Genomic DNA, 24,610 nt, shown 5'->3' with positions numbered 1-24,610 from the left:
CAAAGCAATTCCCCTTCCCCCAGCGCGCTAACGAATGAGCGGCCCCGTCAAGATTGCCGCACTCGGTCCCGCGCGCCCTTGCGGGCTGCGCTCCTGCGGGTGCGAAGTTCCTCGCGTTGGGCCGCCGGCACTCTTGCACTCCGCCTTCGTCGCCGCCCCGCGCCCGTGCGATGCACCGGGCCACGGGCCGACTGACTGTCTCCGGCAAGGGGTCCGCTTTGTGTTGGGCCGCGCCAGAATTGGCGCAGCCAGAGCGCCCCGCCGCGCGCCCATGACCGTCCTCGTTCAGGATGGTCAGGCGGGGCGTAGAGGAGTGGCGTTTTGCGGTTAACCCCGAACGCCCAGAGGGGTGCGGGGGCAAAACCGTAATCTCTCTCTCATCTCGGTGGCTGAGCGAAATCAGCATCGCCATAGCATGACGCCTGGGAGATTGGCGGCCGTCAAGGATCGCGGGTGCCCCCCGATTTTGGCCTGCGGCGGCTAACCGCCTTGCGAGCAAAAATCGGCTCCCCCCGCGCCCGCTGTTCGCGGCGGCAGCGCGTTCGCGCCGCCGTCCCTGACTGCCTGACTCCGGCGTCCCTCCGATGGGCATCTTTCATCAGTGTGATGAGAGAAAATTCCTTTTGGAGGTTATCATGACGGACCGTTTCTCGAACTTCGCCGACCTTGCCGAACACTATGCGCGTGAAATCGCCACACCCGACTACGCCCGGGCATTCATGGAGCAGACCGAGTTTGCCAAGCTCTCGATCGAGCACGAACCGAGCAGCAGCGAAATGCCCGATCCCGAGACCGCGCAATCAGCCATCGAGATGATGCTGGCAACGGTCTTCGACCTGTTCCGCGACACCCGGATGGAGGATTTCGCCAGCGAGGTCGCCTGGGGGATCGCCAACAGCTTCCACGTCGTCGCCAAACGCCTCGATGACCGCGAGGATGCGATGGCCAACCGGCTGCAGGAGAAGCTGCGCGAATACGATCCAAGCGAGGTCTATGCGACCGACCTTGAAGACCTGACCATGCAGGCCCGCAGCCTCGCCGAATGCCGCGACGCGATGGAATGCATGCGCGACCATGCCGCCCGCATCTACCTCGTCGAGACCGGCCGGCCCTTCTCGCCGGTGCGCGGCTCGCGGGTCTCGTCCAAGACCAACGCCTCGATGATCGAGGCGCGCGACTATCTCGCGGCGCAGAAGGCACAGCGGCGCGAGCAGTTCGCCCCCTCAGGACCAGTCGTGGTGTTCTCGGGCGGGCAGCAGTTCACCGACATTGCCCTCGTTGAAGACTACCTCGATGCGATCCACGCACGGGTGCCGTCGATGGCGCTGGCAACCACCGCCCAGAACAAGGGCGCGGACGTGATCGCAGCCGCCTGGGCATCGCGCCACAATGTGCCGGTGATCCTGTGCAAGCCCGATACCTCGCGGGGACCTTCGGCGCCCTATCAGCGCAATGCGCGCATGCTGGCCTTCAAGCCGGTCGAGGCGGTGGTGTGTAGCGGCGGCGGCATTCAGGCGAACCTTGCCGACCGGCTGCGTGAGGCCCGCATCCCCCTGCATATCGTGCGCGACGCATCGGCCCAGCACGAGCCTCCAGCGCAGCGCGCCAAGGACCCGGCGCAGGCTGAACGCCTAGCGATGAAGCGGGTTGCCAATGGCGACGATCTCCCGCCGTTCTGAGCGGGGGCGCCACCTTCCCAATCAACCAGAAGGGTGTCCGGTCTCACCGCCGGATGCCCTTCTTTTTTGTCGATCGGGACGCACGAAATAATGGCCCGGCTCGCTCGCTTCTTGCCCCCGCCTGTAACGGCCTTGCGGCCTGCTGGCAGGGGCGCGAAGCCTTCGCATCGGCCGGGCAGGCAACACCCGTGTTTGGGGCGACCGGGGCGCTGACCAACAGGGTTAAACACTCTCGCAGACTTGCCAAGCATGATGGCCGCCATTGGCCCGCGTCAAGAAGGGCAGTTCCCCCAATTTTTACGCCTGAAGAAGGCGAAAAAATCGGCACCCCCACCCCCGCTGCGCGGCGGGCCGCGGGCGACCCGTTCCTGACCCGGACCAAGCTCGGCCATCCCCGAGGAGACCTCTTCAATTCCTTTGACAGGAGGCTCACATGAACGCTCTTACCAAGACCCTCGACATCCCGGCTTTCGACCCCATCAGCTATGACGCCGCAGTACGCGCCGCCAGCATCAGGGCCCAGCACAGCTTCTTCGACCAGCACGTCATCGAGGACGAGTTCGGCTGCTTCCTCGCCATCGACGAAGGCGATTACAACGCCCTGCCCCAGGACCTGATCGACCGGATCGTCCATTCCGTCCCCGGCATGATGGCTGACGACTTCGACGAGGCGAACATCGCCCGCGCCGCAAGCTTCATGAGCGTGGTGATGGATCCCGAATGGGACGCGGATTGCCCGTTCTGAAATGACCAAAGTTCGCAGCGCCGGAGGGCTCCGCTGAGGGGCTCTCCGGCCCCCCTTTTTTGCGTGTCCAGATAAAGCGCAGCCGGGGCATCGAACCCCGGCTGCGCTGGCCTTTTGCAAGGCCGGTTTCAGCTTGCCCGAAGGCGTTTCTCGGCTTCGTCCAGACCGAGCTTTGCGAGAGCGGCGAAGAAGCCTTCGACCCTCTCGAACGGCGCCTTGCCGAGAACCGATTTCTGCATCAGTTCAACGCTTGCCGCCCGCTCGCTGTCACGCAGTTTCGCCTCGCGCGTTTCCAACGCTTGACGCTCCTTCGCGATCGCTGCTCGTTCCGCTTCGAGACTTCCTTTCCTGGCCATGATTGTACCTCTTGGGTTGGTGCTGAAACCTCCCGCGCGCGAGGATCGTCATCCTGGCCAGCTTGGCAAGCCCCCTGCCCTGTATCGCCCCGGTCGGATCTGCAGACTGCGTGCAATCCTGCGGCCCAGGCTACCGTTGGCAGGCCGTGAAAGGCCCACCCGGATTCGGGCAAAATCACCAAAACCCGCGAGCCATCAACGCTACAGGATCAAGGGGAAGAGGTGCAGACCGTACACGGCAGGACCGTCTGGAAAATGACGGAAATGCGTGGGTTTGGGCCAAGAGCAAATGTCCGACGGGGTCTGACATCCTCCAAACCCCGCAGAATACCGTCATTCCTGCGTCAGACCCTGTCTGACATGGCCCGCTGACACCCTCGGCATTGCCAATGAGACCCGCATAGCCTAAAACGGCGCTGCGCAATTCCCACCAGGCCCTGATGAGGGTCTGGTTATGGCAGATGAAGTCCGGCTCACGGTTCGGATACCGCGCGACCTCGCAAATGGCGTCGAGAAGGTTCAGGCTGCGCGCGGCCTGACGCCCTCGATCATTCTGCGCGACGCGCTCACCCTGTACCTCGAAGCCTTCGCCGGCAGCACCGAAACCGAGCGGCGTCGGCAGTTCTCATCCGAGTATCTGTTCCTCGGCATCGATCTCCTGATCCAGCGCCAGTTTCCCGATGCGCATGAAGCCCTGATGGCGGAAGCCGACCGCCGCGTGGAGGCGCTCTATGCGTCGTCCTGACACCTGGTCCGATCAGGCCCGCCCCGGCCAGCTCAAGCACCATTCGGCGCGCGGGAACATGCCGCGCAACGCGGGCAATTTCACTCGCGGCTCGCAGCTCATCACGCACGAATTCCTGATGTGGTTTTCCTCGGCGAAGATGCCGCTGCTGGTGTGGTTCTTCACGTTCCTGATCGCGCTCTCGATCGTCCTCGCGCTGCTGCTTCACGAGCATGAAGTGCAGATGATCCTGATGCGGATCTATGCGGAGGGATGGAGCTTCATGGAGTTCAGCCCGCGCAAGATCCTCAACCTAACCTTGCCCTCCGGCCGCGTGATCCCTGCCCCCGTTTCGATGATCGCCAGCCACCCTGATGTCGTCATCGCCTGGAACAAGCTGATGCGCGCAATTTGGGGTTCGCTGTTCATCTCGCTGTTCGTCGCGGTGCCGCTTTCGGTCTGGTTCATCGACCTCTCGCGCAAGCGCGGCAAGGCGATCCTCGAAGAACGCCACCAGCGCGGCGCGATGCTGGTCGACGCCAAGGAGCTTGCCGCCGTGATCAACCAGCACAACAGCGCCGCGCTTGCCCAGGAGATTGCCGAACGGATGCCCGGCAAGACCATGGACGACGTCATGAAAATGAGCTTTGCCGAGCGCAAGGCCGCCGGCATCCACCACGTCTACAACATCGCCGGCGTATCGTTTCCGTGGCGGAGCGAACAGGCTCACACGATCATGATCGGGTCGACCGGGACCGGCAAGACCACGCAGATGCGGGACATGATCGCGCAGATGCGCGTGCGCCAGGATCGGGCGGTCGTGTTCGATCTTACCGGGGCCTACGTCGAGGCGTTCTATAACCCCGAGACCGACACGATCCTCAACCCGATGGACGAGCGCTGCCCGAGCTGGTCGCTGTTCGACGAGGGCAAGAACTACGCCGACTTCACCGCGATCGCATCAGCCATCTTGCCGACCGACGGCGGCGGCTCGGACCCCTTCTGGATGCTGGGAGCAAGGACATTGTTTGTGCAGACCTGCGTCCAGCTCATGAAGCTCGGCCAGGCGACCAACGCCGCACTCGCCTACCGGCTGATGATGGCCGACCTTGAAGAGGTCCACGAACTGCTTCGCAATACCATTGCCGAGCCGCTGACCGCGCCAGTCGCGGCGCGCATGGCCGAGTCTGTCCGTGCAGTTCTCAACACCAATGCCCAGGCCTTGTTGTTTATTCCCGAAGGCAAGGAACCCTTCTCGATTTGCGACTGGATTCGCCACCAGGACAAGCCGGGCTCGATCCTGTTCATTACCTCTTCGCATAACGAACTGGTGCTCAACCGGGCGCTCTTGTCGCTGTGGATGAACCTTGCGGTGCATACCCTGATGCGGCTGCCGCGCACCCGGTCATTGCGCACCTGGTTCTTCTTCGACGAAGTCCATGCGCTGCACCGCCTGCCAGCGATCGAAGACGGCTTGCAGACTGCGCGCGGCTTTGGCGGCGCCTTCGTGCTCGGCATCCATTCCTTCGCCAAGCTAGCCGAGACCTATGGCAAGGAAGGCGCGCAGAACCTTGCCTCGCTGGCCCGCACCAAGCTGATCCTGGCAGCGGCCGATCGCGACACCGCCGAGCACTGCTCGGACTACATTGGTCACCGCGAAGTGCGGATGATGGATGAGGCCTACAGCTACGGCTATTCCAACATCCGCGACGCCGCGACCATTACCCCGCGCTCGGAAGTGCAGCCGCTGGTGATCCCCGATGACATCATGCGCCTGCCTTCGCTGCGCGGGTTCCTGGTCTTTCCGGAAGGGTTCGATGCGGCGCGGATCAGGCTCACCTACAAGGACTACCCCAAGGTCGCAGAGGGCTACATTCTGCGCGAGAACGTCGAGCCTATCGAGTTCATCTCCATGCCCAAGGGTGACGATGAAGTCGCCGAGACCGGCGGCCGGGACCGCAGCGGCGAACCGGAACTGGAGCCGCGCGGCGAAGACCTTGGGCGCGACCCCGCAGTGCCGTTGTCACCGGCGCTCGAGCCCGACGCCAATGCGCCGGAAATCATGCCCGATGGACCAAATCCTGATCCCAGTGTCGGCAAGCAGATGGCATTTCGTCTGGAGCAAGCGCCTCAGAACGAACGCACCAATAGCCGCGAGCAGGACCCGAGTCAGAAGGCTGAAAAGAGTTCCGCGTCCAAGCCTGCCGCGCAGCGCACCGTCGGGTCCCGCGAACTCAATGACCCCGCCATCCCCGACAAGGAATCTGAGCGCGGCGCGAAGACCGCCAAGGGGATCGAGGACCAATCGCATTCCCGTGACGACGGACCGGAGCTCTAGGCCATGCACTCGATCGCCTCCGTCCGGTCGTCGAGCGGCGCTGCCGACTACTTCGCCAACGACAACTACTACTCGGCCGATGAGCACGCGGAAGCGGGGGTCTGGGGCGGCGAAGGTGCGCGCGCGCTGGGGCTTGAGGGGCAGGTCGAGCGCGATGCGTTCGAGGGCGTGCTCAATGGGCGGCTGCCCGACGGCGAGATGGTCGGGCAGGTCGAAGGTCGGCGCCTGGGTCTCGATCTCACCTTCTCGATGCCCAAGTCTGCCTCGATCCTGGCGCTGGTCAGCGGCGACCGGCGGATCATCGATGCGCACCTGGCGGCGGTCAAATCGACCATGTCGCAGCTTGTCGAAAAGCAGTTCGCCGAGAGCCGCAACTATGAGCGCAGCCGCAGCGGCGAACCCCAGAAGACCGGTAACCTCGTCTATGCCCTGTTCGCCCACGATACGAGCCGCGCGCTCGATCCGCAGGGGCATATCCACGCCGTCGTCGCCAATCTGACTCGCGATCCCAAGGGCACCTGGAAGGCGCTGTGGAACGGCGAGATCTGGAAGAACAACACCACGATCGGCCAGTTCTACCACGCCGCCTTCCGCGCCCAGTTGCAGAAGCTCGGCTACGAAACCGAGGCTGCCGGCAAACACGGGTCGTTCGAGATCAAGGGCGTGCCCGCCGAGGTGATCAAGGCCTTCTCGACCCGCACCACCGAGATCGAGGCGAAGATCGCCGAGGTCGGGGCAACCCGCCTCGAAACCAAGAAGCAGATCACGCTTTATACCCGCGATCCCAAGCTGGCGGTCGAGGATCGCGGCGCACTGGTCGAGGGCTGGCAGCAGCGCGCGGCCGAGCTCGGGTTCGACGGCAAGGCTCTTGTTGCCGCAGCCAAGGCGCGCGCCGAAGTCGAGGCGCGGCCGAGCTTCCGCGAGACGGCCACGGCCGCGATCGGCGAAGTTTCGACCCGGATCAACGCCGCGCTGCGCACCCCAAGTCCGCTTGCCGTGAGCGGGGCCGCAGCATTGTTCCTGTCGGCCGCCACCATCAAGGCTCAGCACGCCACCGCTTCGGCGATCCGTCATCTCTCCGAGCGCGAGGCAGCGTTCTCGCCGCAGGCAATCCTGGCGAGCGCGCTGGGGTTCCATATCAAGGGCCTCGAGGGCGGCGCAGTGGTCCAGCGAATTGGCGAGCTCATTCGCGACGGGCACCTGATCCCCGGCAAGTCGGACCGGCTCGACGGGCACTCCGATCTCGTGACCACGCCGGCCGCACTGGCCATGGAGCAACGCATCCTTGACACCATCGAGCGGGGTCATGGCGAGGGCCGCGCCTTCATGCCGCCCGAGGCGGCGATGACCCGGCTGCAGGAGGCCGCGCGTGAACTTGGGCGCGAGCGTGCCGGGGTGGACACCTGGCAACTCAACGAAGGCCAACTCGCGGCGGGCGTGGCGATCCTCTCAGGCGGCGATCGCTTCCTCAACGTCCAGGGCGTCGCCGGTGCGGGCAAATCCACCCTGCTAGGCGCACTCGACAAGGTGCTGGACGCGGAAGGCGTGAAGCTTGTCGGGCTCGCTTTCCAGAACAAGATGGTCGCTGATCTGCGCGGTGGCGGCGGTCAGGGCATGTCGGCCGACCAGATGCGCGAGGCGGGGATCGAAGCCTATACCATCGCCCGGTTCCTCAATACCTACAGCTCGGCGGCCGCTGCAGGCAGCGGCGAGCGCTACGAGGCAGCGAAGGCTGCGCTCGCCAATACCGTCATCATCACCGACGAAAGCTCGATGGTTTCCTCGCGCGACATGCTGCGCCTGGTGACGCTCGCCGAGCAGCTCGACCTCGCCAAGGCGCCGTTCATGGGCGACCGCCAGCAATTGTCGGCGATCGAGCAGGGCAAGATGTTCGCGGTCTCGCAGGCCTCTGGTCAGGCGACCGTGCGGATGGATGAGAACATACGCCAGAAGAACTCGCCGCTTCTCCTCGCAGTTGCGGGGCTCTCGAACGAGGGCCATGCCGGCCTCGCACTTGACCTGCTTGCCGCGCACGGCCGCGTAATCGAAGCAGGGCCCGACCATGTCGCCCGCGCCGCCGAGCTGTGGCTCTCGCTCGAACCCGACAAGCGCGAAGCGACCGCGATCTTCACCGCCGGGCGTGACGATCGCGCCGAGATCAACGCTCGGGTCCAGGCGGGGTTGCTCAAGGAAGGGACATTGAGCGGCGCGGGCGTGCCGCTGGCGACCCTCCAGAGCGTCAACGCCACCCGCGAGGAGCTGCGGTTCGCCTCGACCTACCGGGTGGGTCAGGTGCTTGAGGCGCGGATGGAGGTGCGCGAGATCGGCCTCAAGGCCGGCGAATACCGGGTGAGCGAGGTGCGCAAGGACGGCAAGGTCGTGCTCGAGCGCGATGGCAAGCGCAAGGTCATCGATCCTGACCGGATCAATCCCGATCACCGCTTCGACCGGCTCGGGCTTCATGAAGAGAAGCAGATCCGCCTCCACGACGGCGAAACCGTGTTTTGGCGTGACAAGGACGGGTCCCGAGACATTGCCAAGTCGACCTACGCCACCGTGCTCGAGGCGCGAGCAGAAGGCATCCGGGTCGAACTTGCGGACAAGCGGCAGCTTGTCCTGGTCCCCGGCGATCCGATGCTGCGCCGTCTCGACCTTGGCTATGCGCTCAACGCTCACATGGCGCAGGGCATGACCAAGCCACAGGCGATCGAGGTCATCTCTTCGACCCAGCGCAACCTTGCCACCCAGCGCACGCAGAACGTCCTCAATACCCGCGCCACTGACGACATGACCGTCGTCACCAACAACCTCGAAGGCCTGAAACAGCAACTCGACCGCACGCCCGGCAACAAGACCTCAGCGCTCGAAGTCACCGGTAAGGTCGAGGTTGAGCCGCGCCATGTGAACCCGATCGATACCCGGCAGGTGCCCGAACTCCGCATGAGCCCCGAGCTCAAGGCCAAGCTCGACGCAGTGCTCGGCAAGGTGGCGGAGGCGCCGGTGAAGCAGATGCGCCCGGAAAAGACGCTGGGGCTCGACCTGTGAGGGCTCGGTTTGCCTTTTCTCCCGACGCCGCGGGCCGCGTGTTCGATCGCGCGCAGGCAACTCTGGTCTGGCTGGCGGTGCTGGTTTTCTTGTCTTCCGAGCCGGCGGTGCGCGGCCTGGCGATCGCCGCGATGCTCGCCGTCGCGCTCGCGGCAACGGTGGTCGCGCTCCTCGCTGAGGCCGCCCCGTCCCTTCCTCAATCGCCAACCCCTCCCCCGGCTGCCCATCCTGGAGACTGACCATGGCCTACGAGCATGACGAAATCGGCGACTTTGCCAGCGAGCGCGACGCGCAGGACTGGGCCGAGCGCAACAACATCGATCCATCAGATCTCCACTTCCGCGCCCGCGGCAAGCGGGGTGTCACCCTGAGCGTGCGCCGGTCGGCGCTCGGGGATTCATCGCAAGCCGACCTCTCGTTCGGTCGGCGGACCGGCTTTTTCTGAAAACCCAAGGAGAATGATGATGAAGTGTACTCTCTATCTCGTCCTGCCGTTGCTTGCGGTAACGGCCACCCCTGCCCTCGCGGCGAATCCGAGCTCGCAGGAGCCGGCGGCGACCGCAGCGACCCCCGCCGCCGCGCAGCGGGCAACCGACAGGGAGGCCATGACCGAGCAGGTCCGGCAGAAGCTCGCGCGCCTGCGCGAAGCGCTCGAAGCGCGCAAAGGGGATGCCAAGGCCGGCGTGCCGCGCGCCCAGCATGAAGTGCAAGGCCTCTGTTCGGATTGCCCGGACGAGGACACGCACGCCCATCATCATTCCGTCAGCGAAGGGAGCGAAGTCGACTGCATCGAGTGTGTCGACCGCGCAGTCTACGCCTGATCGGGAAGGCGCGGTCCGGGTCACCTCCCACCGGGCCGCGCCGACCCGCTCATTCATTGTCGACCGGTTGGGCGCTGCCTTCGCCACGCACAAACCAGGAGAGATCCAATGCTCGCTACTGCCGATGCCCCGCCTACCTCCGTCGCCCGCAATAGGCGGCGCAAGGCGTTATGGCAGCCACGCGCTGACCAGACGCGCCTTGCAGCACGGGTCGCCGAGATCCTCAGAACCTCGAGCCATGCCTATCTTGAGGCCCCCACCGGATCGGGCAAGACCCTTACTATGGCGCTTATCGGCGAGCTCCGCGCAGAGGAGACCAAGGTCTACCTTGCGCATAGCGTTGATATCGTTGACCAGACTTCCCGTCAGTTTGATGCCTTCGCTGCCGCTGGCGTGATCTCCAACCGCGCGTCATGGCGTTGCACAACGTGGCAATCCTATCGCGAAGCAGTCCGGCGAGGCCGGCTCCAGGAACTCGTGGGCACGGCTTCGCCCGATCTGGTTTTTGTCGATGAATGCCACATCGGAGGCGGCGATGGGCCGGACAGCAATGTCTCCTTTCAGGCAATCCGCGCGACAGCAAGGAAAGTCGTCTGGGTTTCGGCAACTCCCTGGGACGTCAACGAGGCGGTACTTGGAGTTCGGGAGGGTTGCTCTGCGGTCCTGCGAATGCAGGAGGCGTTCAATCTCGAACTGCTCAATGCGACGGACATTGTCCGGATCGACTGCGGTCTCAGATTGCGAGCCGCGGTCGCACAGTTGGAAAAGAGCTCGGGGGCCGCCTTTTCGTCGCTTGCGAGGCAAAGCTTCGTAGTTGAGCAGGATTGTGCCGAGCTCGCCTATGATGACCTTTCTGGTCAGGTCGAAAAGTTGCTCGACCGCTCGTTGCGTCCATCTGACGTTTCGACCATTGTGCGCCATCGCATCCGCCTTCTCGCCGACGTCTATCTGCAGCGACATATGTCCGAACGCGCGATGTTCTGGCTGCCCAATCAGACCTATGCTCGTGAATGTGCGCAATACATCGCCGACCGGCTCCCGAGCGGGGAACGCGCCGAAGCCATCATCCATGATCCCGGCAATAGCGTCGCCGAAATGGAATACGGTATTGCGGCGCGAGAGGCGTTTGCCAGGGAGGACGGCTCGGTCAGGGTTGCTTGCGTCGTATTCCGGCTCCGCGAAGGGTTCGATTCACCGGGGCTGCGTCTGGGTTTCGATTGTTCGTGGTCGCCGCGCAATTTGCGCGCAACGGTTCAGAAGATCGGTCGGCTAACGCGCAAGGCCCCAGGCAAGCCGCGCAGTCAGTATTACTATGCGGTCGACGTTAAGACAGTCGCCGGGGCCCGAGCGAGCCAGTTATCCGAGGCCTTTCTCGGGGGGGTACAGGCCGCGCTTCGTGCGGACATACCCAGTGCGCAGTTCACAGCTGAGGCAATTATCGAGGCAGGTGCGATTGCCAACGCGATGAGCGGCAGCGTCGGCGGCGGGCCGCGCAGCTTCTGGTCGCAGGGCTCCTGGACGGGCGAAGCAATCACCCGCGCACATGTGCCGCTTTTCGAGTTCGACCAGGTTGCCGGATATGCCGAAGTCAGCCGAGCAACGCTCGATGCCGCTTTCCTCAAGCCGGACGAACAACTGGACGAGTCTGTTGTAGCCGAACTCGCGGAGCGTTTCCTGGAAGGGCTTGAGCAGGGCCAGCGCGCAGAAGACTATCCGCCTGCCGTGGTCAACGCTCTGCGGCGCTGCTGCACCAAACTGGATTCTCTCCATGATTTGATGTTTCATCGCCGTCTCAACCGGGCCACGCCTGCTCTTGCGACCAGGTGGGGCTGTGTTCTGTCGGATGTTGTACTCGACCGGATGGACCGGGACGATGCCATTGTCGCAGCGATCGAGGCAGGCAAACCGCGTCCGTCGCAAAGGACCTTTGAAGGGCAGCAGTTTTCTCGCGCTTTGATTGCAACTGGCCCCTACTTTCGGCCTGATCTCGCGGCACGCTTGGCCGTCTTGGGACAATATGAGCCGCAGCAGGACAGGCGCATGCGGCTGAAGCATGAAACCGACTTGAACATCGAGCGGATAGTCGGACTAATCGAACGCGGCGAAGAGCCACCTGCGCAAGGCACGGCCGACCGAAATCGGCTGAGTGGCTGGCTCTCGCCTTTTGGTTCAAAGACCCGTCCCGATGTGCGGGAGCGGATCGAGCGGGTCCGTCCCGACCTGATTCCGAAGGGGATTTCCTATGTCGAACGGGACGCCTCGCGCCGACAACGGCAGCTAGAGATGATTGCATGGGTGACACAACACAAGGCCCTTCCCCCTGCAAGCAGCGGCCTCGGCAAAATTTTGAAGGCCTGGGTCCAGAGGAATCCCTCATTCCTTGCCGCATTTCTGAAGGAACTAAAAAATGCTGCGCGCCCGGGAAAGATCGACGTCAAACTCAAGCCTCGGACAAACCGAAAGCGCAAGGCTAGGAAGCCCTTGGCCAGGAGCGGGACACGCTCGGCAATATCGCCTGTCGCCCAGCATTCGGCCGCGATGCCGCGATGACGCACATGCAACGCTGGAATTTGTCCGGCCGTTTGCTATGGACACCGACGTGTCCGCACAAGTGCTCCGGCACGCAATCTACCCAATTCGAACCCGATCCAGCACATGAACCTCCCTGCCCGCCGCACGGCCAACACCATAACCGGAACGATCGAGGCGGGACCGCGCGGACCGATCCTGCGCGATGCCGACGGCCTTGCCTGGCGGCTGCATTTTGGCGAGGAATCGGTGCCAGAAGGACTGGAGGGACAGGTCAGCGTGCGCGGCAAGATCGTACAGCCCGACCGGATCGACGTCGAGTTCTGCGCCGCGATTGATTGAATTCTCGGCTCGGCGCGCACGTGCAAACTGTACTCTACAGGTATCCATCGTCATGACGGGCCGGGAGCGGAATTAGCAGCCGATGTGATCTCGAGTAGTCGAAGCGCTGCGTGATAAGGGTGCCTACCTAAATTGCACCATTTCAGAGACATTATTCGGCAAATTTAACTTGGCGCAATATTGACAGATTCCCAAGTTTCAACAATCGTTTGCTTGGATTTTGGCTCGGGGGCGGCTTGATGTGAATGCAGCGACTGCTGATCGATCGAAGCACGCTTGACCTGATCACCTCAGATGCCCGGGACTTCCTCAATGTGCTGAACGCCGCCGGGCTATTGAAGGCATCGGCCCTGATGCAGGGCGTCCTCGAACAGCTCGCGTCGGACAGAAATCGCCTGCCCGAAGACAGTGACAAGACAGGTACAAACTAGGGCTATCTGAGGTTGGCGGCCGGAACTCCGAACGGGATCGTCCGGCCATCGGCGCCCGGCTCACGTGTGCCCTGACCAAAGAGCCTGCCCTCGAACTCGAAGGTCGGCGCGAACCGGACAATCGTCGCCGCCTCGCCCGCTTCGCGCCCGGCCAGGTCTTCAATCGCCGCCAACACCGCCTCGCGCGACGAGTAGATGTCCTCGCGCATCAGCAGCCGCGCCATCGAGCCCGATCGCTCGGCGATGGCGGACGCGATCTTCTGGTGCATGCGGAACGACTGTTCGGCATCTTCGGCGCGCTGTGACCAGACGATCCGGCGGTGAAGCGCATTGGGAAGCACCATGCGCGCCATCTCCGGCATTTGCGGGATGCGCGACATGCGCATGATCTCGACGTGGAACCTGAGGTTCTCGATGACCACGCGCTCGAGTGAATCCGGACCCTCGGGCGTCGCTTCCCGGGCTTCGGCGGCGAGCGCGGCAAGCAGAGAGATCTCGGCATCGCTGGCCCGCTCAGCCGCGCGAAACGCAGCGAGGCCTTCGAAATTGGCGCGCATCTCGAACAGGTCCTCGACCTCTTCGCGGCCCCAGGTGCGCACGGTAAATTCGCTCCGGCCCTGGCGGGTCAGGTAGCCTTCGTGAGCTAGAGCACTCAGCACTTCGGCGACCCCGGCCGGGCGGCAATCGTAGACTTCGCCAACCTCGGCCTTGCTGATCGACTGCCCCGGAAGGTAGCGCGCAGACAGCACCCCGAACCTCAATTCGAGGAACATGAGTTCAGAAAGGGACTGTGCTCTGGTCAATCGACCTCCCTCATGGGTGAGTTCTGGCTCACCGCATTGTTTCGTACTTCCTAGCACAACATCGTTTTGATTTCCGAATCCGGGAGCTTCGCATTATCCCCATTTGGTCGTCGTTCGGGTTTTTGGGGCAGCAGTGGCCAAAGCAAAATTGCCAGTCATGACAACGATTGCCTGCCCGGCGCAGATGATCTTTGCCGTGCTGCGCGAGCCCCGCAAGCGGCGGCGCTATGACAGCGCGGTCGATATTCCCGGCCTTCAGGGTCGCGATCCCGCCGAGGCAGAGCGCCTGGCACTTGAACTCACCGATCTTGGCCTCATTGCGCGTGACCATGGCCGCTACACCATCATCGACTGGAGCGTTGACCGGATCTCCGAGCACCTGGCTCTGGCCGGTGCGATCCAGGCCTTGGCGGCAGCCGAGGTAGCCGCTTGTCACGGAAAGACGGATTTCAGCCATCTCGAGGCGCTGAATTCGGCGCTCAAGGCCTATGACGACATGGATGCGGCAAACCTGCTCCAAGGGGCCTACATCGATTATCAGTGGCACCTCGAACTCGTCCGTCTGAGCGGTAATCGGGCGGCGCTTGCGGCTTATGGCAAGGCGGTTCCGCCGGCGGTGTGGATTGCAGGCGCCAACTACTTCCAGCTCGACGAAGCGCGCAGTTCCTTGGTCGAGCACGACCGTCTGGTCGCCTACATGAAGGCGGGCGATACCCTGCGCGCGCGTGATGCGGTCTCGTTCCATGTCGAGGAAGCCGCCACGCAGATCCGTCGCGCCGGCACGGCAAGGATTGAGAGCTATCCGAGCAAAGGGACCTGACCTCCAGCGCCGCAGCGCTGCGAGGAAAGGGGGTTCTAGGCTTGTGCGGAGGGCTCGACCTGTTGCTGGCACATGATTGAAAATCCAGTCTGTTTGGGGTAATCATGGCCAGGGCGAGGAGACCCTCGATGGACCATGATCGCTACGGACTGGATGGAATGCCAATCTCTTGTCGCGGGGCCGACTGCGACCCTGTGACAGGCATTGCTTTTCCCAAGACTCCAACGTCTGAGAATGGCGGCATTCCGCATCTCAGAGTTATCTTGGCTTTGATGATGATCGCGTTTGTCGGCTTCTTCGCATGGCAGACCCATATGCTTGGCTAAGCGATCAAGTCCGCCTCCGAGCGACATGCAGGTGGTCGCGCTCGGGCTTGTCCGGGAAGCGTTCGAACTGAACAGCATATCCGTCGCCAAGCCGTGACCGGACCTGTGATGCCAAGCGTTCGCCCTGCTCGTCGGAGATGTTGTTGCCTCTAAAATCCAGGGCGCGGTCGTCATAATGTGCCGACCCGGCCATGTGCTGGGTGCTGTCATTTCCCGAGGTCACCACCGGGGTTGGCAGACCGAGCGAGCGGGCTTCCTCAGCCACCGCCCCCATCGCGGCAACCAGGTCCCCATCCATATGCCCAAGCCTTGCCCCCGGCTTGACCTTGATGCCAAGGTCGCGCGCTAGAGCGGTTTTCGACCGCTTTGAGTCGGCATGGGATTCCCGTCGGCTGAGATTTCTGATTCAGAATCCATGCTGGTGAAGGAGGCCGGCATGGATGGGTCACGGTCTTTCGATGGATTTGCGGGTCCGGCTTCTGGCTGCGGTTGACGGTGGGCTGAGTTGCCGAGCGGCGGCAGCGCGGTTTGGCGTCGCCCCTTCGACGGCGATCCGGTGGCATGCGCAGCGGCGTGCCACCGGTGACTTTGCTCCCAGGCCTCAAGGTGGCGACATGCGCTCGCGCCGGGTGGAGGAGCGATCTGCCGACATTCTGGCACTTTGGGAGGCGCGCAAGGACATCTCGCTGGAGGAGTTGCGCATCGCCTTGGCTGAGGTTGGCCTGACCGTCTCGGTTGCCGGGCTGCATCGCTTCTTCGTGCGCCGGGGCATGACGCGCAAAAAAAGACTGGCCATGCTGTCGAGCAGGACCGTCCCGACGTCCTGAAGCAGCGTCACCACTGGTTCGACGGCCAGATCGATCTGGAACCCGAGCGCCTGGTCTTTATCGACGAGACGTGGACCGCCACCAACATGACCCGCAGCCATGGCCGTTGCGCCAAGGGTGAGCGGCTGCGGATGGGCTACCCACATGGTCATCGCAAGACCACCACGCTGGTTGCAGGCCTGCGGATGACCGGCATGGTCGCGCCGATGGTGCTGGACGGGCCGATCAACGGTGACTGGTTCGAAGCCTACGTGGCGCAGGTTCTCGTGCCCGAACTGCGGCCCGGTGACGTCGTCATCATGGACAACCTGTCGAGCCACAAGCGCCCCGCAGTCCGCGACCGGATCGAGGCGGCAGGAGCAACACTGCGCTTCCTCCCGCCCTACAGCCCCGACTTCAACCCGATCGAGAAGGCCTTCTCCCGGCTCAAGGCCATGCTCCGAAAAGCAGGCGAACGAACCGTCAGCGGCCTGTGGGACCTCATCGGCAAGCTCGTCGACATCTTCCGGCCCGCCGAATGCGCCAACTACTTCAGTTCATGCGGATATGATCCAGACTGATCGAAAATCGCTCTAGCGCGGCGCCATCGACCGGACCATTGGGCACCGCAAGCAGTGTGCCGCCTTCGAGCGGCGAAGGCACCAGCCCCTCTGCGCGGGGGGATGGAAGCGAAGGGGTTTGCGGCATGCCGAGATCGGTATTGGTCCCCAGCGATCCATTGCCTGCGATCCCGGCGATGTCGCTGAGCTCGTCGATCCGGTGAGCGCGCAAGTCGCCCATCAGGTCGTCCATGATATATGTGATGGCCTGGTCGCGCCGCGTCACATCCCGATAGTCGAGCCGCGGATTGGAAAGATCGGGCAAGTGCCACTCGGGGTGTTCGCGCTGCAGGGCCTCATAGCGGTCCTGGATCAGGTTCGACATATCGCTCGAAATCTGGAAGCCGTGGCTTTCGGCGTAGCTCGCTTCGGACATCATTCGGCTGCCTATCTCGCGATAGCGAGCAGCAGCGGCGCGCCGTTCCTCGGCCTCAGCGACACGCCAATCACTTCCATCGGTGGTGGTGTGCGAGCGGCTATGGTCAGTGTAGTCCGAGCTCTGGCTGTAGGTGCCCGAAGACTGGATATCGCCGCTCGACCCGCTGACCACCATGCGATCGCTCGTCTCGTCGGATTTGTCGGTGCCGCGCGTGGTCTGGTTCGTTGCTGAACGCTCGGTGCCGGCACGAGCATCGTCGCCCACCTCTTTCCGACCGAAAATGGAGCCCTGCAGCGTTGCTGAGGCGCCACTTCCCGCAATGTCTTTGCCAGGCGTTCCCAGCGTTCCAGATCCAGTAAGGCTCGCGGACGAGCCAAAAGTGCGGCTCGCAAAATCACCGGACGAACGTGAATTGCCCTCGCGCAGGATAAGATCATTGTTCGTGACATCACGGGTCGAGCTGCCCTTGGCCTGTTCGACGACGACGTTGCCGCCGACATTGTGAGTGTCCGATGCGCGCGATCCGCTTTCGCGCCGGGCTCCTGTCACGTCGCTGGTCGCGGTGACCGCGCTGCCGAACTGGCCCTTCGAGCTGGTCCAGCTGCTCGAGGTGCCGTTCTCGATCTTGTCGGCCTCGTTGAGATACCATTGGCCCTGGGATCTGAGGTCCGTCGCATAGCCCCGCGTCATGGTGGGCTTGAAGGGCAACTGGGACATCGCCGCATTGGTGTCGATCACCGAATGGCCCGAGCCATATTCGTTGAACATGCGCCCGTCCGCTTCGCGGAAGCCCGAGTGGCCCGCGCCTGCCAGGAGGTTGGGGGCCTGATTCCACTGCGACATCTGCCGATTGTCCGCGTTGAGATTGCCATAGCTGACATCGCCATAGGCATAGTTGCCGGTGGTCCGCTCGATCGCCGCGGCATCCGAGCCAGCCTGGACCGGGGCGAGCATCGAGCCAAGGTTGTTGGCGACCGACATGGTGCCGCGCATGACCATCAGCGCGAGCATCGGCACGGAGAGCATCAGGAACCCCGCCATCGTGGCGATGTCCTGATTAACCGCATCGATTCCCGCCCAGTTGGCGAGGTTCACGCTGCCTGCTGAAACCGCTGCGGTCTGGGAGGCCAGGCGGTCCATGATGAACGAGTGGATGAGAACGTAGATCGGTCCCCAGGCCGAGAGGTAGAAGAAGCCCGAGAAGTAGCCCTTCAGGGTCGCGATGCCGGTGCGCGGGAACAACAGCAGCGGGAAGACGATCGGGAACAGAGCGTAAAAGACCACGGTCAGGACCACGCCAAGCACCGGAATCCAGATGAGCCCCTGCTCGGCTGCCGTCGTCATCGCGTTGCGGGTCTGGGTGTCCGCGCGCTGGAGCGCGAAGGAATCGGCATCGGCATTGCCGAAGTCGAGCTGGGCGGCCTCGAAAGCGTCGACCATGCTCTTCTGCTTGAAGAACTGGTTACGCGTCATCGCGGTGCCGGTGAGCAATTGCGAGACCGCCGGCACGTCGGCGGCGAGCTTTGCCCCTGCCGCGGCCTCGGTGAGCTTGGGGTACATCGTATGCGCAAATGGCAGCGCATAGGCGTTGATCTGGTTGTCCCACTGGTTGTTGATCAGCGTCCAGGCCTGCGCACAGGTCTTGCCCTCGATATCGACCGTGCCGGTGCCGGTATCGGTCAGGTACTTCATGCCGCGGTTGGTTGCGGCATTGACCCCGAGTTCGGCCCAGAGGTCGGGCGCTTCGCTCAGCAGCTTGAGGCTCTTGGTGCCAAGCAGGATGTCGTAATAGGCGCACTGCTTGAGGTAGCCGTCGAGGTTGGCCTTGAACACGGGATCACGGATCTCGAACCCGCGCGCCTTGTCCCACATCCGCGCGCCGTAAACGAAGCCGCCGGTCGAGTAATTGAGCGCAGCAGGCATGACGAAGACTGTCTCGGCCGTGCGGGTCAGGTAGTCGCTGATCTGGCTGGTGAACGAGGCCATGGCTGCGAGCCCGATCGGCACGTTGGCGACCGTGGCGGGCGCAAGCCCGGGATTGACACGGTCGGTGACCTTCACCGTCACCGTCGGGACCATCAACACGGTGTAGATCAGCGTCGACTGGATGAACCAGCGAAACCACGCGCGCCAGTCGAGGTCCATCGCGGTAATGAGGAGCGCGTAGATCAGCCCCATCACCATGACGACGCGGATCAGCGACTTGAACCCGCCCGAGCCGGTCCAGGCGGCGATCGCGTTGAAGGTGTTGACGAGGTAGTCGCCGCCCCCGACCGTGAAGACCTCGAGCATCTCCGCCGCCCCTTACTGGACCTGGCTGCCGAGCGTGCGCGAAAAGCGCAGCGCGGCCGACATCTGGGGCGAGAGCTGGGTACGCAGGGTCTTTTCGAGCATCTGCGTGCGCTGGATCAGCGCAAAGGTCTGGTCGAAGCGCTGCGAGGTGCGCGCCGCGATCCCGAGGAAATTGCGCCGGGTCTCGTAAAGCCCCTCGCGCCATTCGCGTAAGCTATCCGCATCAGCCCCGTTGAAGTCCGAACGCGCGTTCACTGCCATGTCGATGAACCGCATGGTCATGGTGGTGACGAGATCGACCGCGACTATTTCGGAAAGGTCGTTGATCTCCTGCGCGGAGATGCCGAACTCGGCCGCTGCGCTCACGGTGATGATCTTGTAGACCGGCACGCTCGCCATGCCGAGGAGCTGGATCTCGGCCGGGGTCAACGAGGCGCCGGGATCGCGCACTTTCAAGGCCATGCTCTCGATCAGCGTGCGCACCCGCGCCTTGATCGCTGCATTAGGCCCGATCACCATGTCGATCTCGCTCGGCGCCATGCACTTGGCGCTATCGCCGCCGCAGCTCCAGTATTTGTGCGGGGTGGAAGAGGTGCCGTCGAGCATGGCGCTGATCAGCGCCGGGTCGGCCGGGCCGATGAACTGGACCCTCGGCTTGCCGCCATTACCGGCCGGATCGTAGATCACGGTCCCGACGAGGGTCATCAGGAACTCGCGGAACTGGGTGTCGAACCCACCGTATTTCTTGCCCAATGCCGCCCAGGTGTAATTGTTGGGCATCCCGGCCTGTTCCTTCATGTCCGGGTCGGAATTGGCGCTTTTCAAGGCTTCGCGCTGGCCGCCGTTGTTGCACTGCTGGCGCGCGCGGGCCCAGTCGGAGACCGCGCCCTGACTGTTGGCGATCGCCTCGCAGATGACCGAACTCGCCGTATCGCTCTTCGGCCAGAGGCCGCCGACCAGCGCCTGCGCGGTCTCGCAGGACGAGATGTTCATCTGGTTCATCTGCTGAACCTTCTGCGCCAGCTCATCCATGACCTTGCCGATCTCGGGCGAGATCGTGTCGATCGCGAGTTTGAAGGCAAAGCCGAGCGCGTTGTTCGCGGTCGCTTTCAGCATGGCGACAAGTTCGGCGGTGTTGATGAACGAGAACGACCCGGCAAAGAGGTCGATGCCGCCGCACCCGGCGCGCGCGTGGGGCAACTGGAGGTTGAAGGGCTGGATGTTCTTTTGCGGGAAGCGCGACCAGACCGAGCCCATCGAATAATAGCCCGCCGACTGGCCCTGGTAGGCGCTGGGACCGGTGACATTGGCCTGGACGCCCATGTCGGACATGAAGCTCTGCATCTCGCCTTCGACCCCGGCCGAGGCGGGTGTGGGCGAAGCGAGCAGAACCGCGGCACCGAGGACTGTGCCAAGTGCGCGGCGCGAGGCTCCATGGAGGCGGCGGGCGAAGCGACGGGCGCGCATCAGTAGTCGCTCCCCACCTTGACCTGCGTCAGCTGGAAGACGCGGTCCATGATCTCGTCCTGGCTGAGGATTCCGTAGCCGATCGGCATCGGCTGCTTGGTGACTGAATCGAACAGCACCAGCGCGGGCACCTGGCGGTCGGTGCCAAGCCCGAGCTTCTCGTATTGCCCGCTGTCGACCATGTAGCCGGGGAAGGTCGAGGAAGGTCCGCCATCGGTGGAGACCGCGAGCACCGCGAGGCCGTACTTGTCCGAGACGGCTTTGAGGATCGGCGAGAAGATGTCGCAGGCGCCGCAGCTCGAGGCGAAGAAGTAGAACACCCCGTAGCGCTGCGAGAGATTGGCCATGACCCGGTCGCGGTCGGTCTTGCGCTCGTCGATCCAGGCGCGCTTGCCGAGCGTCGAGACCGGGCGCTGCAGCGTGTAGTCGAGCCCGGGATCCTGCCACAGCGCGCGCTGCCAGACGTCGGCGAACATCGAGGAGCGGTCGAGCTGTTCGCGCTGGAAGCGGACATAGGCGGTGACGTTCTCCGGGCTCGGCTCGAGGATCGCGCGCGCCTTCAGTTCTTCAAGCTGGGTCCCGATTGCGGCCAGTCGCTCGCGCGCTGGTGGCTGCGCAGCAGCAGCTTTGCGCGGCTCCTCCTTGGGCTTCTCGCAGTAGAACCAGGTGCCGAGCTTCCTCTCCTTGCAGTAGAGCGCGTCCTCGGACTGCCGCACCTCGACACCGTCGCCCTCGGAGGCGCGCAGCGGTGCGGTCCCGGTAAGCGCGACGCTGGAGGCGGCAAGCAGGGCAATGCATTGGCGGTGGTTCATGATCCGCTCCTCTCGAATTCCTTGATCAGTGACATGAAGACGCCGAGGTCGAGCAGCCGGCGGCCGCCATCGAGCAGGCGTACAAGCGCGCAGTAGAAGCCGGACAGCGCCTCGCTCCCGGCATCGGCGATCGTGTAGGTTCCGGCCTCAAGTCGCGCCCATCCCCGCCGGACGATGGCATCGAGCTGCGCGCTGAGGCTGCGCGCGCGAACCGGGTGGTCGAACCAGGCCGAGATTTCGGCAGCGATCCCGCGCGCGGTCAGCGGCCCCTTGCGAGCGAGCGCCATGCCGACGCAGAACTCCAGCACGGTCAGATCGGGGGCTGCGGCGTAGGCCCCGAACGCGACCACGCGCGCGCCGCTTTCGGGCACAGGATTCGTGGCGGGCTCAGGGCTTGTGCGCGGCATAATAGGCCTCGATCTTTGCCTGGATTTCGATGAGCGTGGCGGCTTCGTCGGGGAGCTTCGCCGCATCGACGAACTCCGCGTAGATTTCGGAAAAATCCATCACCGAGAGGTCGAGCTGCTGGAACTCGAAAATGGTGAAGCCGTCGCAGACGGGCTTCTTCGGCGTTCCCCATGTCTTGCCGATCTGGGGCCGGCCCTGCTCCTGGAGGATCCGACTGATCTTCGAGAGGAAGCAGCAATAGACATCGCGCTTGGAAAGACAGATGCCAAGGAAGCTCGACGAGCAGTAAGTGCCAATCTTGTGGCAGAGCCCTGCATCGTCCTTCTGATCGAGCAGCACCTCGGCCGGGCTGCACAGCAGCGGAACGAGGAGCGGGACGCCCTTCCCCGAGCAGCAGTTGGCGAGACCGAAGACCTTGTGCGCACAACTCTCGGCGGTGCCCTTGAACAGCGTCAGCGTGCTTTCGTCGAACTCGGAATTGGCCTGTCCGAGCGCGTTCAGCGCCACGACCGCGTCCTTGAACTCGTCGGAGGCCTCGCGAACGATCGGCTCGCAGTCGCCATTGACGCAGTAGACGTCGTCCCCGCAGATGTACTGCGCAGGCTGGCTCGTCGATCCCGGGATCGGGCACTTGTAGACACGCTCGGCGACCTTGCACGAACCATCTCCGCTGGGCGGATCGTCGAGACAGGTCTCGTGGTCGAACATGCAGCCGGGGGTTGCATCGAGCTTGCCGCAGTCGTTGCCGCCGCCCACCACGGTCTGGCACTGGTAGGTCTTCGCCGTCTCCCAGCAGGCCCGCGTGACCGGCACGCCATCGATCAGGCGGGTTTCATTGGGGGCAGTGCAGGTCTCGGCAGCGAGGGTGCAGGTGCCAAGATCGACCGAGCAGGCATTGTCGGTCCAGACTTGGGTGAACCACTTCGATACCGAGCTTTCGGGCACGATGCCGGCGACATTGGTGCTGCACGAATAGACCGCTTCTAGCGAAGCGGGCTCAAGGCAAGTGAGGTAGCCCCCTCCCCCGAACGGATCGCCGATGAAATCCCAGGTCTTGCAGAGCTGGCGGTCGGTGAGGCCTGCCGCGGAGGCGGTGGTTTGGGTACAGCTCGGCTCCGCCGATATCGCCCCGCACTGCTGAAGCCCGCTCACATATTGGACGGGAAAACCCGTCACGGGATCAAAGGTCAGCGCATCGGTGATCCCTTCGTTGTTGCAGCGATAGACGTTGCTCACGACCTGGAAGGCGTCCGCCGGCGGCGGTTTGGCCACCGTGCCCATGAGGTAGACGTTGGGATCACTGACGCCTGCGTCGCAGTCGTAGTAGTCGACCGTGAGGTTATAGTCGGGAACAGGGAAGGTCCCGGTCTTGCGGCACAGGGCGTTGCCCTCAAGCGAGGCGCAGCCCGGAAAGCCAGGGGCCGTGACGCAGAGGTACTGGTAGAGCGTCTCGTTCCATGGCGCGACGGTGAGACTGCGGGTGCAGGTCTTGGGCTGTTCGACCACGCTCGAGCCGACATTGCAGGTCCATTCGGCAGTGTTGGTGGTCCCCGGACTCGGCGGCAGCGGGACGCAATTGCCGGTCGACCCGTCCGCGCTCATGCCAGACAAGTAGGCATTGGGATCGTCGGTCACGGTGTTGGCGCGGGACAGGTCGGCGCGGGTGACATCGACGGTCGGCCGCGTGGTCGAATTGGCGGTGCGGTAGGCATTGCTATTCACGCCGGCCGCCGCCCCATCGGCGTACATGTTGCCGGGATTGTCGTAATACTGGGTGAGTCCGGGATATTCCGCCTGATACCCCGGTATCTGCCCGGCCGCACCCGGGGCATCGGTGATCCCCTGGTAGGCGCCGCGCACGCTCGATCCGGTCGCCCGAGCCTCGGCCTTGGCCTCGTCCACGGTCATGGTGGCAGGCGCGGAAGGAGGCGGCGGGGCGGGAGCGGGCACGCCGGGATCAATCGCGGGCGGGAGCGGCGGTTGCGGCTCGACCAGATCGTCGGGCGGGGGGATGTAGACCTGTCCTTGTGCGCCGGCCGCGGCGAGCAGCACCATCCCGGCAAGCGCAAATCCAGCAAGGCGCGGCGCGCGCATCTCAATGACCCTTGTTGAGCTGGGCGAGCGCGATGCGCGCGACGCCGGCGCCGGGCCCGCGGCCACCTGCAAAACTCTCGAGCGCGAACTCGACTGTGACATTGCCGGTGAGCCGGTCGTGGTCGGGAGTGGCGCTGGTGCAGTCGAGCCCGTCGCAGAGCTCGTACTCGCGGCCCGCGGCGACGAAGGTCGGCGCAGCCTCGACCTTGAAGGCGCGGAACAGGCGCGGGTCGATCGCGAGATGGGCTTCTTGGCCCTCGTCGGTCACAACGCGCTTGAGGCCCTCGGCAAAGGCTTTTGTGCTGCCTCCGGGAAAGCCGCGGAACACCACCACGCCGCCGGCCTTGGTCGTGTCGGCGATCAGCCGGGTGAGCGAGGCCCCAGGCATCGACAAGCTGGCAAAGACCATGAACATCGGCCCCTCGCCCATCGGCGCGCGGGTATTGGCCGCGGCGCCGGCGAGCAGTTCGTCGAAGTCGACCGCGCCATCCGGGCCCTTGGGAAGGCTCGCGGGATCGATCGAAGCGACGGAAGCGAGGCCTTGTTCGCGCAAGGTCTCGGCCTCGGCGCGGTGCGCCTCGCCCTTGCCGGCAACCGCATCGACCAAGGTCTGGGCATCGGCTGTCGCCTCGGTTGCCCGGTCCTTGATGGCCTTGAGGTCGATGCCGTCTAGCGTTTGCGCGAGCGCTGCCGAGACAGCCGTAAGCGCGAGGAAGCCAGCGATTCCTGCGAGGTGGGGTTTAAGCAAGGTGCGCGCGAAGGTCATGGGCGTC

At 64.0% G+C, this 24,610-nt stretch carries 23 protein-coding genes; 14 read left to right on the top strand and 9 right to left on the bottom strand.

The genetic code is table 11. The features are described from left to right. Nucleotides 1-635: 635 nt before the first annotated feature. Together ACZ1JX_RS21060 and ACZ1JX_RS21055 are read left to right on the top strand one after the other, a co-directional pair. Complete coding sequence (locus tag ACZ1JX_RS21060; RefSeq protein ID WP_010890951.1) at nucleotides 636-1,679, top strand: DUF2493 domain-containing protein; 1,044 nt, start codon at nucleotides 636-638, stop codon at nucleotides 1,677-1,679. A gap of 433 nt (nucleotides 1,680-2,112) precedes the next feature. Continuing rightward, on the top strand, nucleotides 2,113-2,424 hold the full coding sequence (locus tag ACZ1JX_RS21055) for a hypothetical protein (protein ID WP_010890953.1): 312 nt from the start codon (nucleotides 2,113-2,115) through the stop codon (nucleotides 2,422-2,424). 128 nt (nucleotides 2,425-2,552) lie between these two features. On the opposite strand, the gene ACZ1JX_RS21050 is transcribed toward ACZ1JX_RS21055, so the two are convergent. Next, nucleotides 2,553-2,780: a hypothetical protein gene (locus ACZ1JX_RS21050; protein ID WP_041551550.1), complete on the bottom strand. Its 228-nt coding sequence runs from the start codon at nucleotides 2,778-2,780 to the stop codon at nucleotides 2,553-2,555. Nucleotides 2,781-3,234: 454 nt separating this feature from the next. Here ACZ1JX_RS21050 and ACZ1JX_RS21045 point away from each other — a divergent pair, with 454 nt between their 5' ends. The 9 genes from ACZ1JX_RS21045 (at nucleotide 3,235) to ACZ1JX_RS21005 (ending at nucleotide 13,010) form a co-directional block, all read left to right on the top strand. After that, a complete protein-coding gene (locus ACZ1JX_RS21045; protein WP_010890955.1) occupies nucleotides 3,235-3,525 on the top strand; it encodes a ribbon-helix-helix protein, CopG family in 291 nt (96 codons plus the stop codon). Further along, nucleotides 3,512-5,842: a type IV secretion system DNA-binding domain-containing protein gene (locus tag ACZ1JX_RS21040; RefSeq protein WP_010890956.1), complete on the top strand. Its 2,331-nt coding sequence runs from the start codon at nucleotides 3,512-3,514 to the stop codon at nucleotides 5,840-5,842. The genes ACZ1JX_RS21045 and ACZ1JX_RS21040 overlap by 14 nt, the downstream gene beginning before the upstream one ends. A 3-nt stretch (nucleotides 5,843-5,845) precedes the next feature. Beyond that, the gene (mobF, locus tag ACZ1JX_RS21035; RefSeq protein WP_010890957.1) at nucleotides 5,846-8,887 is read left to right on the top strand and encodes a MobF family relaxase; all 3,042 of its coding nucleotides are present in this window, start codon (nucleotides 5,846-5,848) and stop codon (nucleotides 8,885-8,887) included. 38 nt (nucleotides 8,888-8,925) lie between these two features. Continuing rightward, entirely contained in the window at nucleotides 8,926-9,126 is a 201-nt protein-coding gene (locus tag ACZ1JX_RS21030) for a hypothetical protein (RefSeq protein ID WP_234007470.1), read from the top strand. Between the two features lie 2 nt (nucleotides 9,127-9,128). Next, entirely contained in the window at nucleotides 9,129-9,332 is a 204-nt protein-coding gene (locus tag ACZ1JX_RS21025) for a hypothetical protein (protein WP_010890958.1), read from the top strand. Nucleotides 9,333-9,345: 13 nt separating this feature from the next. Further along, nucleotides 9,346-9,708 carry a hypothetical protein gene (locus ACZ1JX_RS21020; RefSeq protein ID WP_234027634.1) on the top strand — a complete coding sequence of 121 codons (363 nt, stop codon included), beginning with the start codon at nucleotides 9,346-9,348 and terminating at the stop codon, nucleotides 9,706-9,708. A 108-nt stretch (nucleotides 9,709-9,816) separates the two neighbouring features. Beyond that, a complete protein-coding gene (locus ACZ1JX_RS21015; RefSeq protein WP_010890960.1) occupies nucleotides 9,817-12,258 on the top strand; it encodes a DEAD/DEAH box helicase in 2,442 nt (813 codons plus the stop codon). Nucleotides 12,259-12,363: 105 nt separating this feature from the next. Continuing rightward, nucleotides 12,364-12,579 (top strand): DUF5818 domain-containing protein, encoded by a 216-nt coding sequence (locus ACZ1JX_RS21010; RefSeq protein ID WP_010890961.1) that lies wholly within the window; start codon nucleotides 12,364-12,366, stop codon nucleotides 12,577-12,579. 245 nt (nucleotides 12,580-12,824) lie between these two features. After that, the gene (locus ACZ1JX_RS21005; RefSeq protein WP_041551553.1) at nucleotides 12,825-13,010 is read left to right on the top strand and encodes a hypothetical protein; all 186 of its coding nucleotides are present in this window, start codon (nucleotides 12,825-12,827) and stop codon (nucleotides 13,008-13,010) included. A gap of 2 nt (nucleotides 13,011-13,012) precedes the next feature. Here ACZ1JX_RS21005 and ACZ1JX_RS21000 read toward each other — a convergent pair whose 3' ends face one another. Continuing rightward, a complete protein-coding gene (locus ACZ1JX_RS21000; RefSeq protein ID WP_041551555.1) occupies nucleotides 13,013-13,783 on the bottom strand; it encodes a GntR family transcriptional regulator in 771 nt (256 codons plus the stop codon). A 187-nt stretch (nucleotides 13,784-13,970) separates the two neighbouring features. On the opposite strand from ACZ1JX_RS21000, the gene ACZ1JX_RS20995 reads away from it, so the two are divergent. Together ACZ1JX_RS20995 and ACZ1JX_RS20990 are read left to right on the top strand one after the other, a co-directional pair. Then, complete coding sequence (locus ACZ1JX_RS20995; protein ID WP_011906606.1) at nucleotides 13,971-14,633, top strand: FCD domain-containing protein; 663 nt, start codon at nucleotides 13,971-13,973, stop codon at nucleotides 14,631-14,633. A 128-nt stretch (nucleotides 14,634-14,761) separates the two neighbouring features. Further along, on the top strand, nucleotides 14,762-14,959 hold the full coding sequence (locus ACZ1JX_RS20990; protein WP_122129310.1) for a hypothetical protein: 198 nt from the start codon (nucleotides 14,762-14,764) through the stop codon (nucleotides 14,957-14,959). A 4-nt stretch (nucleotides 14,960-14,963) separates the two neighbouring features. On the opposite strand, the gene ACZ1JX_RS20985 is transcribed toward ACZ1JX_RS20990, so the two are convergent. Beyond that, the gene (locus ACZ1JX_RS20985) at nucleotides 14,964-15,257 is read right to left on the bottom strand and encodes a hypothetical protein (RefSeq protein WP_049759555.1); all 294 of its coding nucleotides are present in this window, start codon (nucleotides 15,255-15,257) and stop codon (nucleotides 14,964-14,966) included. Between the two features lie 142 nt (nucleotides 15,258-15,399). On the opposite strand from ACZ1JX_RS20985, the gene ACZ1JX_RS20980 reads away from it, so the two are divergent. Beyond that, nucleotides 15,400-16,346, top strand: a protein-coding gene (locus ACZ1JX_RS20980) for an IS630 family transposase (protein ID WP_086000218.1) whose coding sequence is annotated in 2 segments (ribosomal slippage) — nucleotides 15,400-15,736 and nucleotides 15,736-16,346 — 948 coding nt in all. Because the reading frame shifts where the segments join, the coding sequence is not laid out codon by codon here. On the opposite strand, the gene ACZ1JX_RS20975 is transcribed toward ACZ1JX_RS20980, so the two are convergent. From ACZ1JX_RS20975 to trbC, 6 genes are read right to left on the bottom strand one after another with little or no spacing between them, the layout of a single operon-like run. After that, nucleotides 16,318-19,056 carry a conjugal transfer protein TraG N-terminal domain-containing protein gene (locus tag ACZ1JX_RS20975; RefSeq protein ID WP_010890969.1) on the bottom strand — a complete coding sequence of 913 codons (2,739 nt, stop codon included), beginning with the start codon at nucleotides 19,054-19,056 and terminating at the stop codon, nucleotides 16,318-16,320. The genes ACZ1JX_RS20980 and ACZ1JX_RS20975 overlap by 29 nt on opposite strands. A gap of 12 nt (nucleotides 19,057-19,068) precedes the next feature. Next, a complete protein-coding gene (locus ACZ1JX_RS20970) occupies nucleotides 19,069-20,523 on the bottom strand; it encodes a conjugal transfer protein TraH (protein WP_010890970.1) in 1,455 nt (484 codons plus the stop codon). Continuing rightward, nucleotides 20,523-21,335: a thioredoxin family protein gene (locus tag ACZ1JX_RS20965; protein WP_010890971.1), complete on the bottom strand. Its 813-nt coding sequence runs from the start codon at nucleotides 21,333-21,335 to the stop codon at nucleotides 20,523-20,525. Before ACZ1JX_RS20965 ends, ACZ1JX_RS20970 begins: the two co-directional genes overlap by 1 nt. Continuing rightward, nucleotides 21,332-21,685, bottom strand: coding sequence for a hypothetical protein (locus tag ACZ1JX_RS20960; protein WP_039337889.1), 354 nt, complete (start codon nucleotides 21,683-21,685; stop codon nucleotides 21,332-21,334). The genes ACZ1JX_RS20965 and ACZ1JX_RS20960 overlap by 4 nt, the downstream gene beginning before the upstream one ends. 37 nt (nucleotides 21,686-21,722) lie before the next feature. Continuing rightward, a complete protein-coding gene (gene traN, locus ACZ1JX_RS20955) occupies nucleotides 21,723-23,837 on the bottom strand; it encodes a conjugal transfer protein TraN (RefSeq protein ID WP_010890973.1) in 2,115 nt (704 codons plus the stop codon). A gap of 1 nt (nucleotide 23,838) precedes the next feature. Then, on the bottom strand, nucleotides 23,839-24,603 hold the full coding sequence (gene trbC / locus ACZ1JX_RS20950; RefSeq protein ID WP_010890974.1) for a type-F conjugative transfer system pilin assembly protein TrbC: 765 nt from the start codon (nucleotides 24,601-24,603) through the stop codon (nucleotides 23,839-23,841). Between the last annotated feature and the right edge of the window lie 7 nt (nucleotides 24,604-24,610).

The organism is Novosphingobium sp. BL-A-41-Hi4A-0G (genome assembly GCF_055521735.1).
Note: the sequence above shows the minus strand (reverse complement) of the source record. Positions and strands in the feature narration are given on the sequence as shown.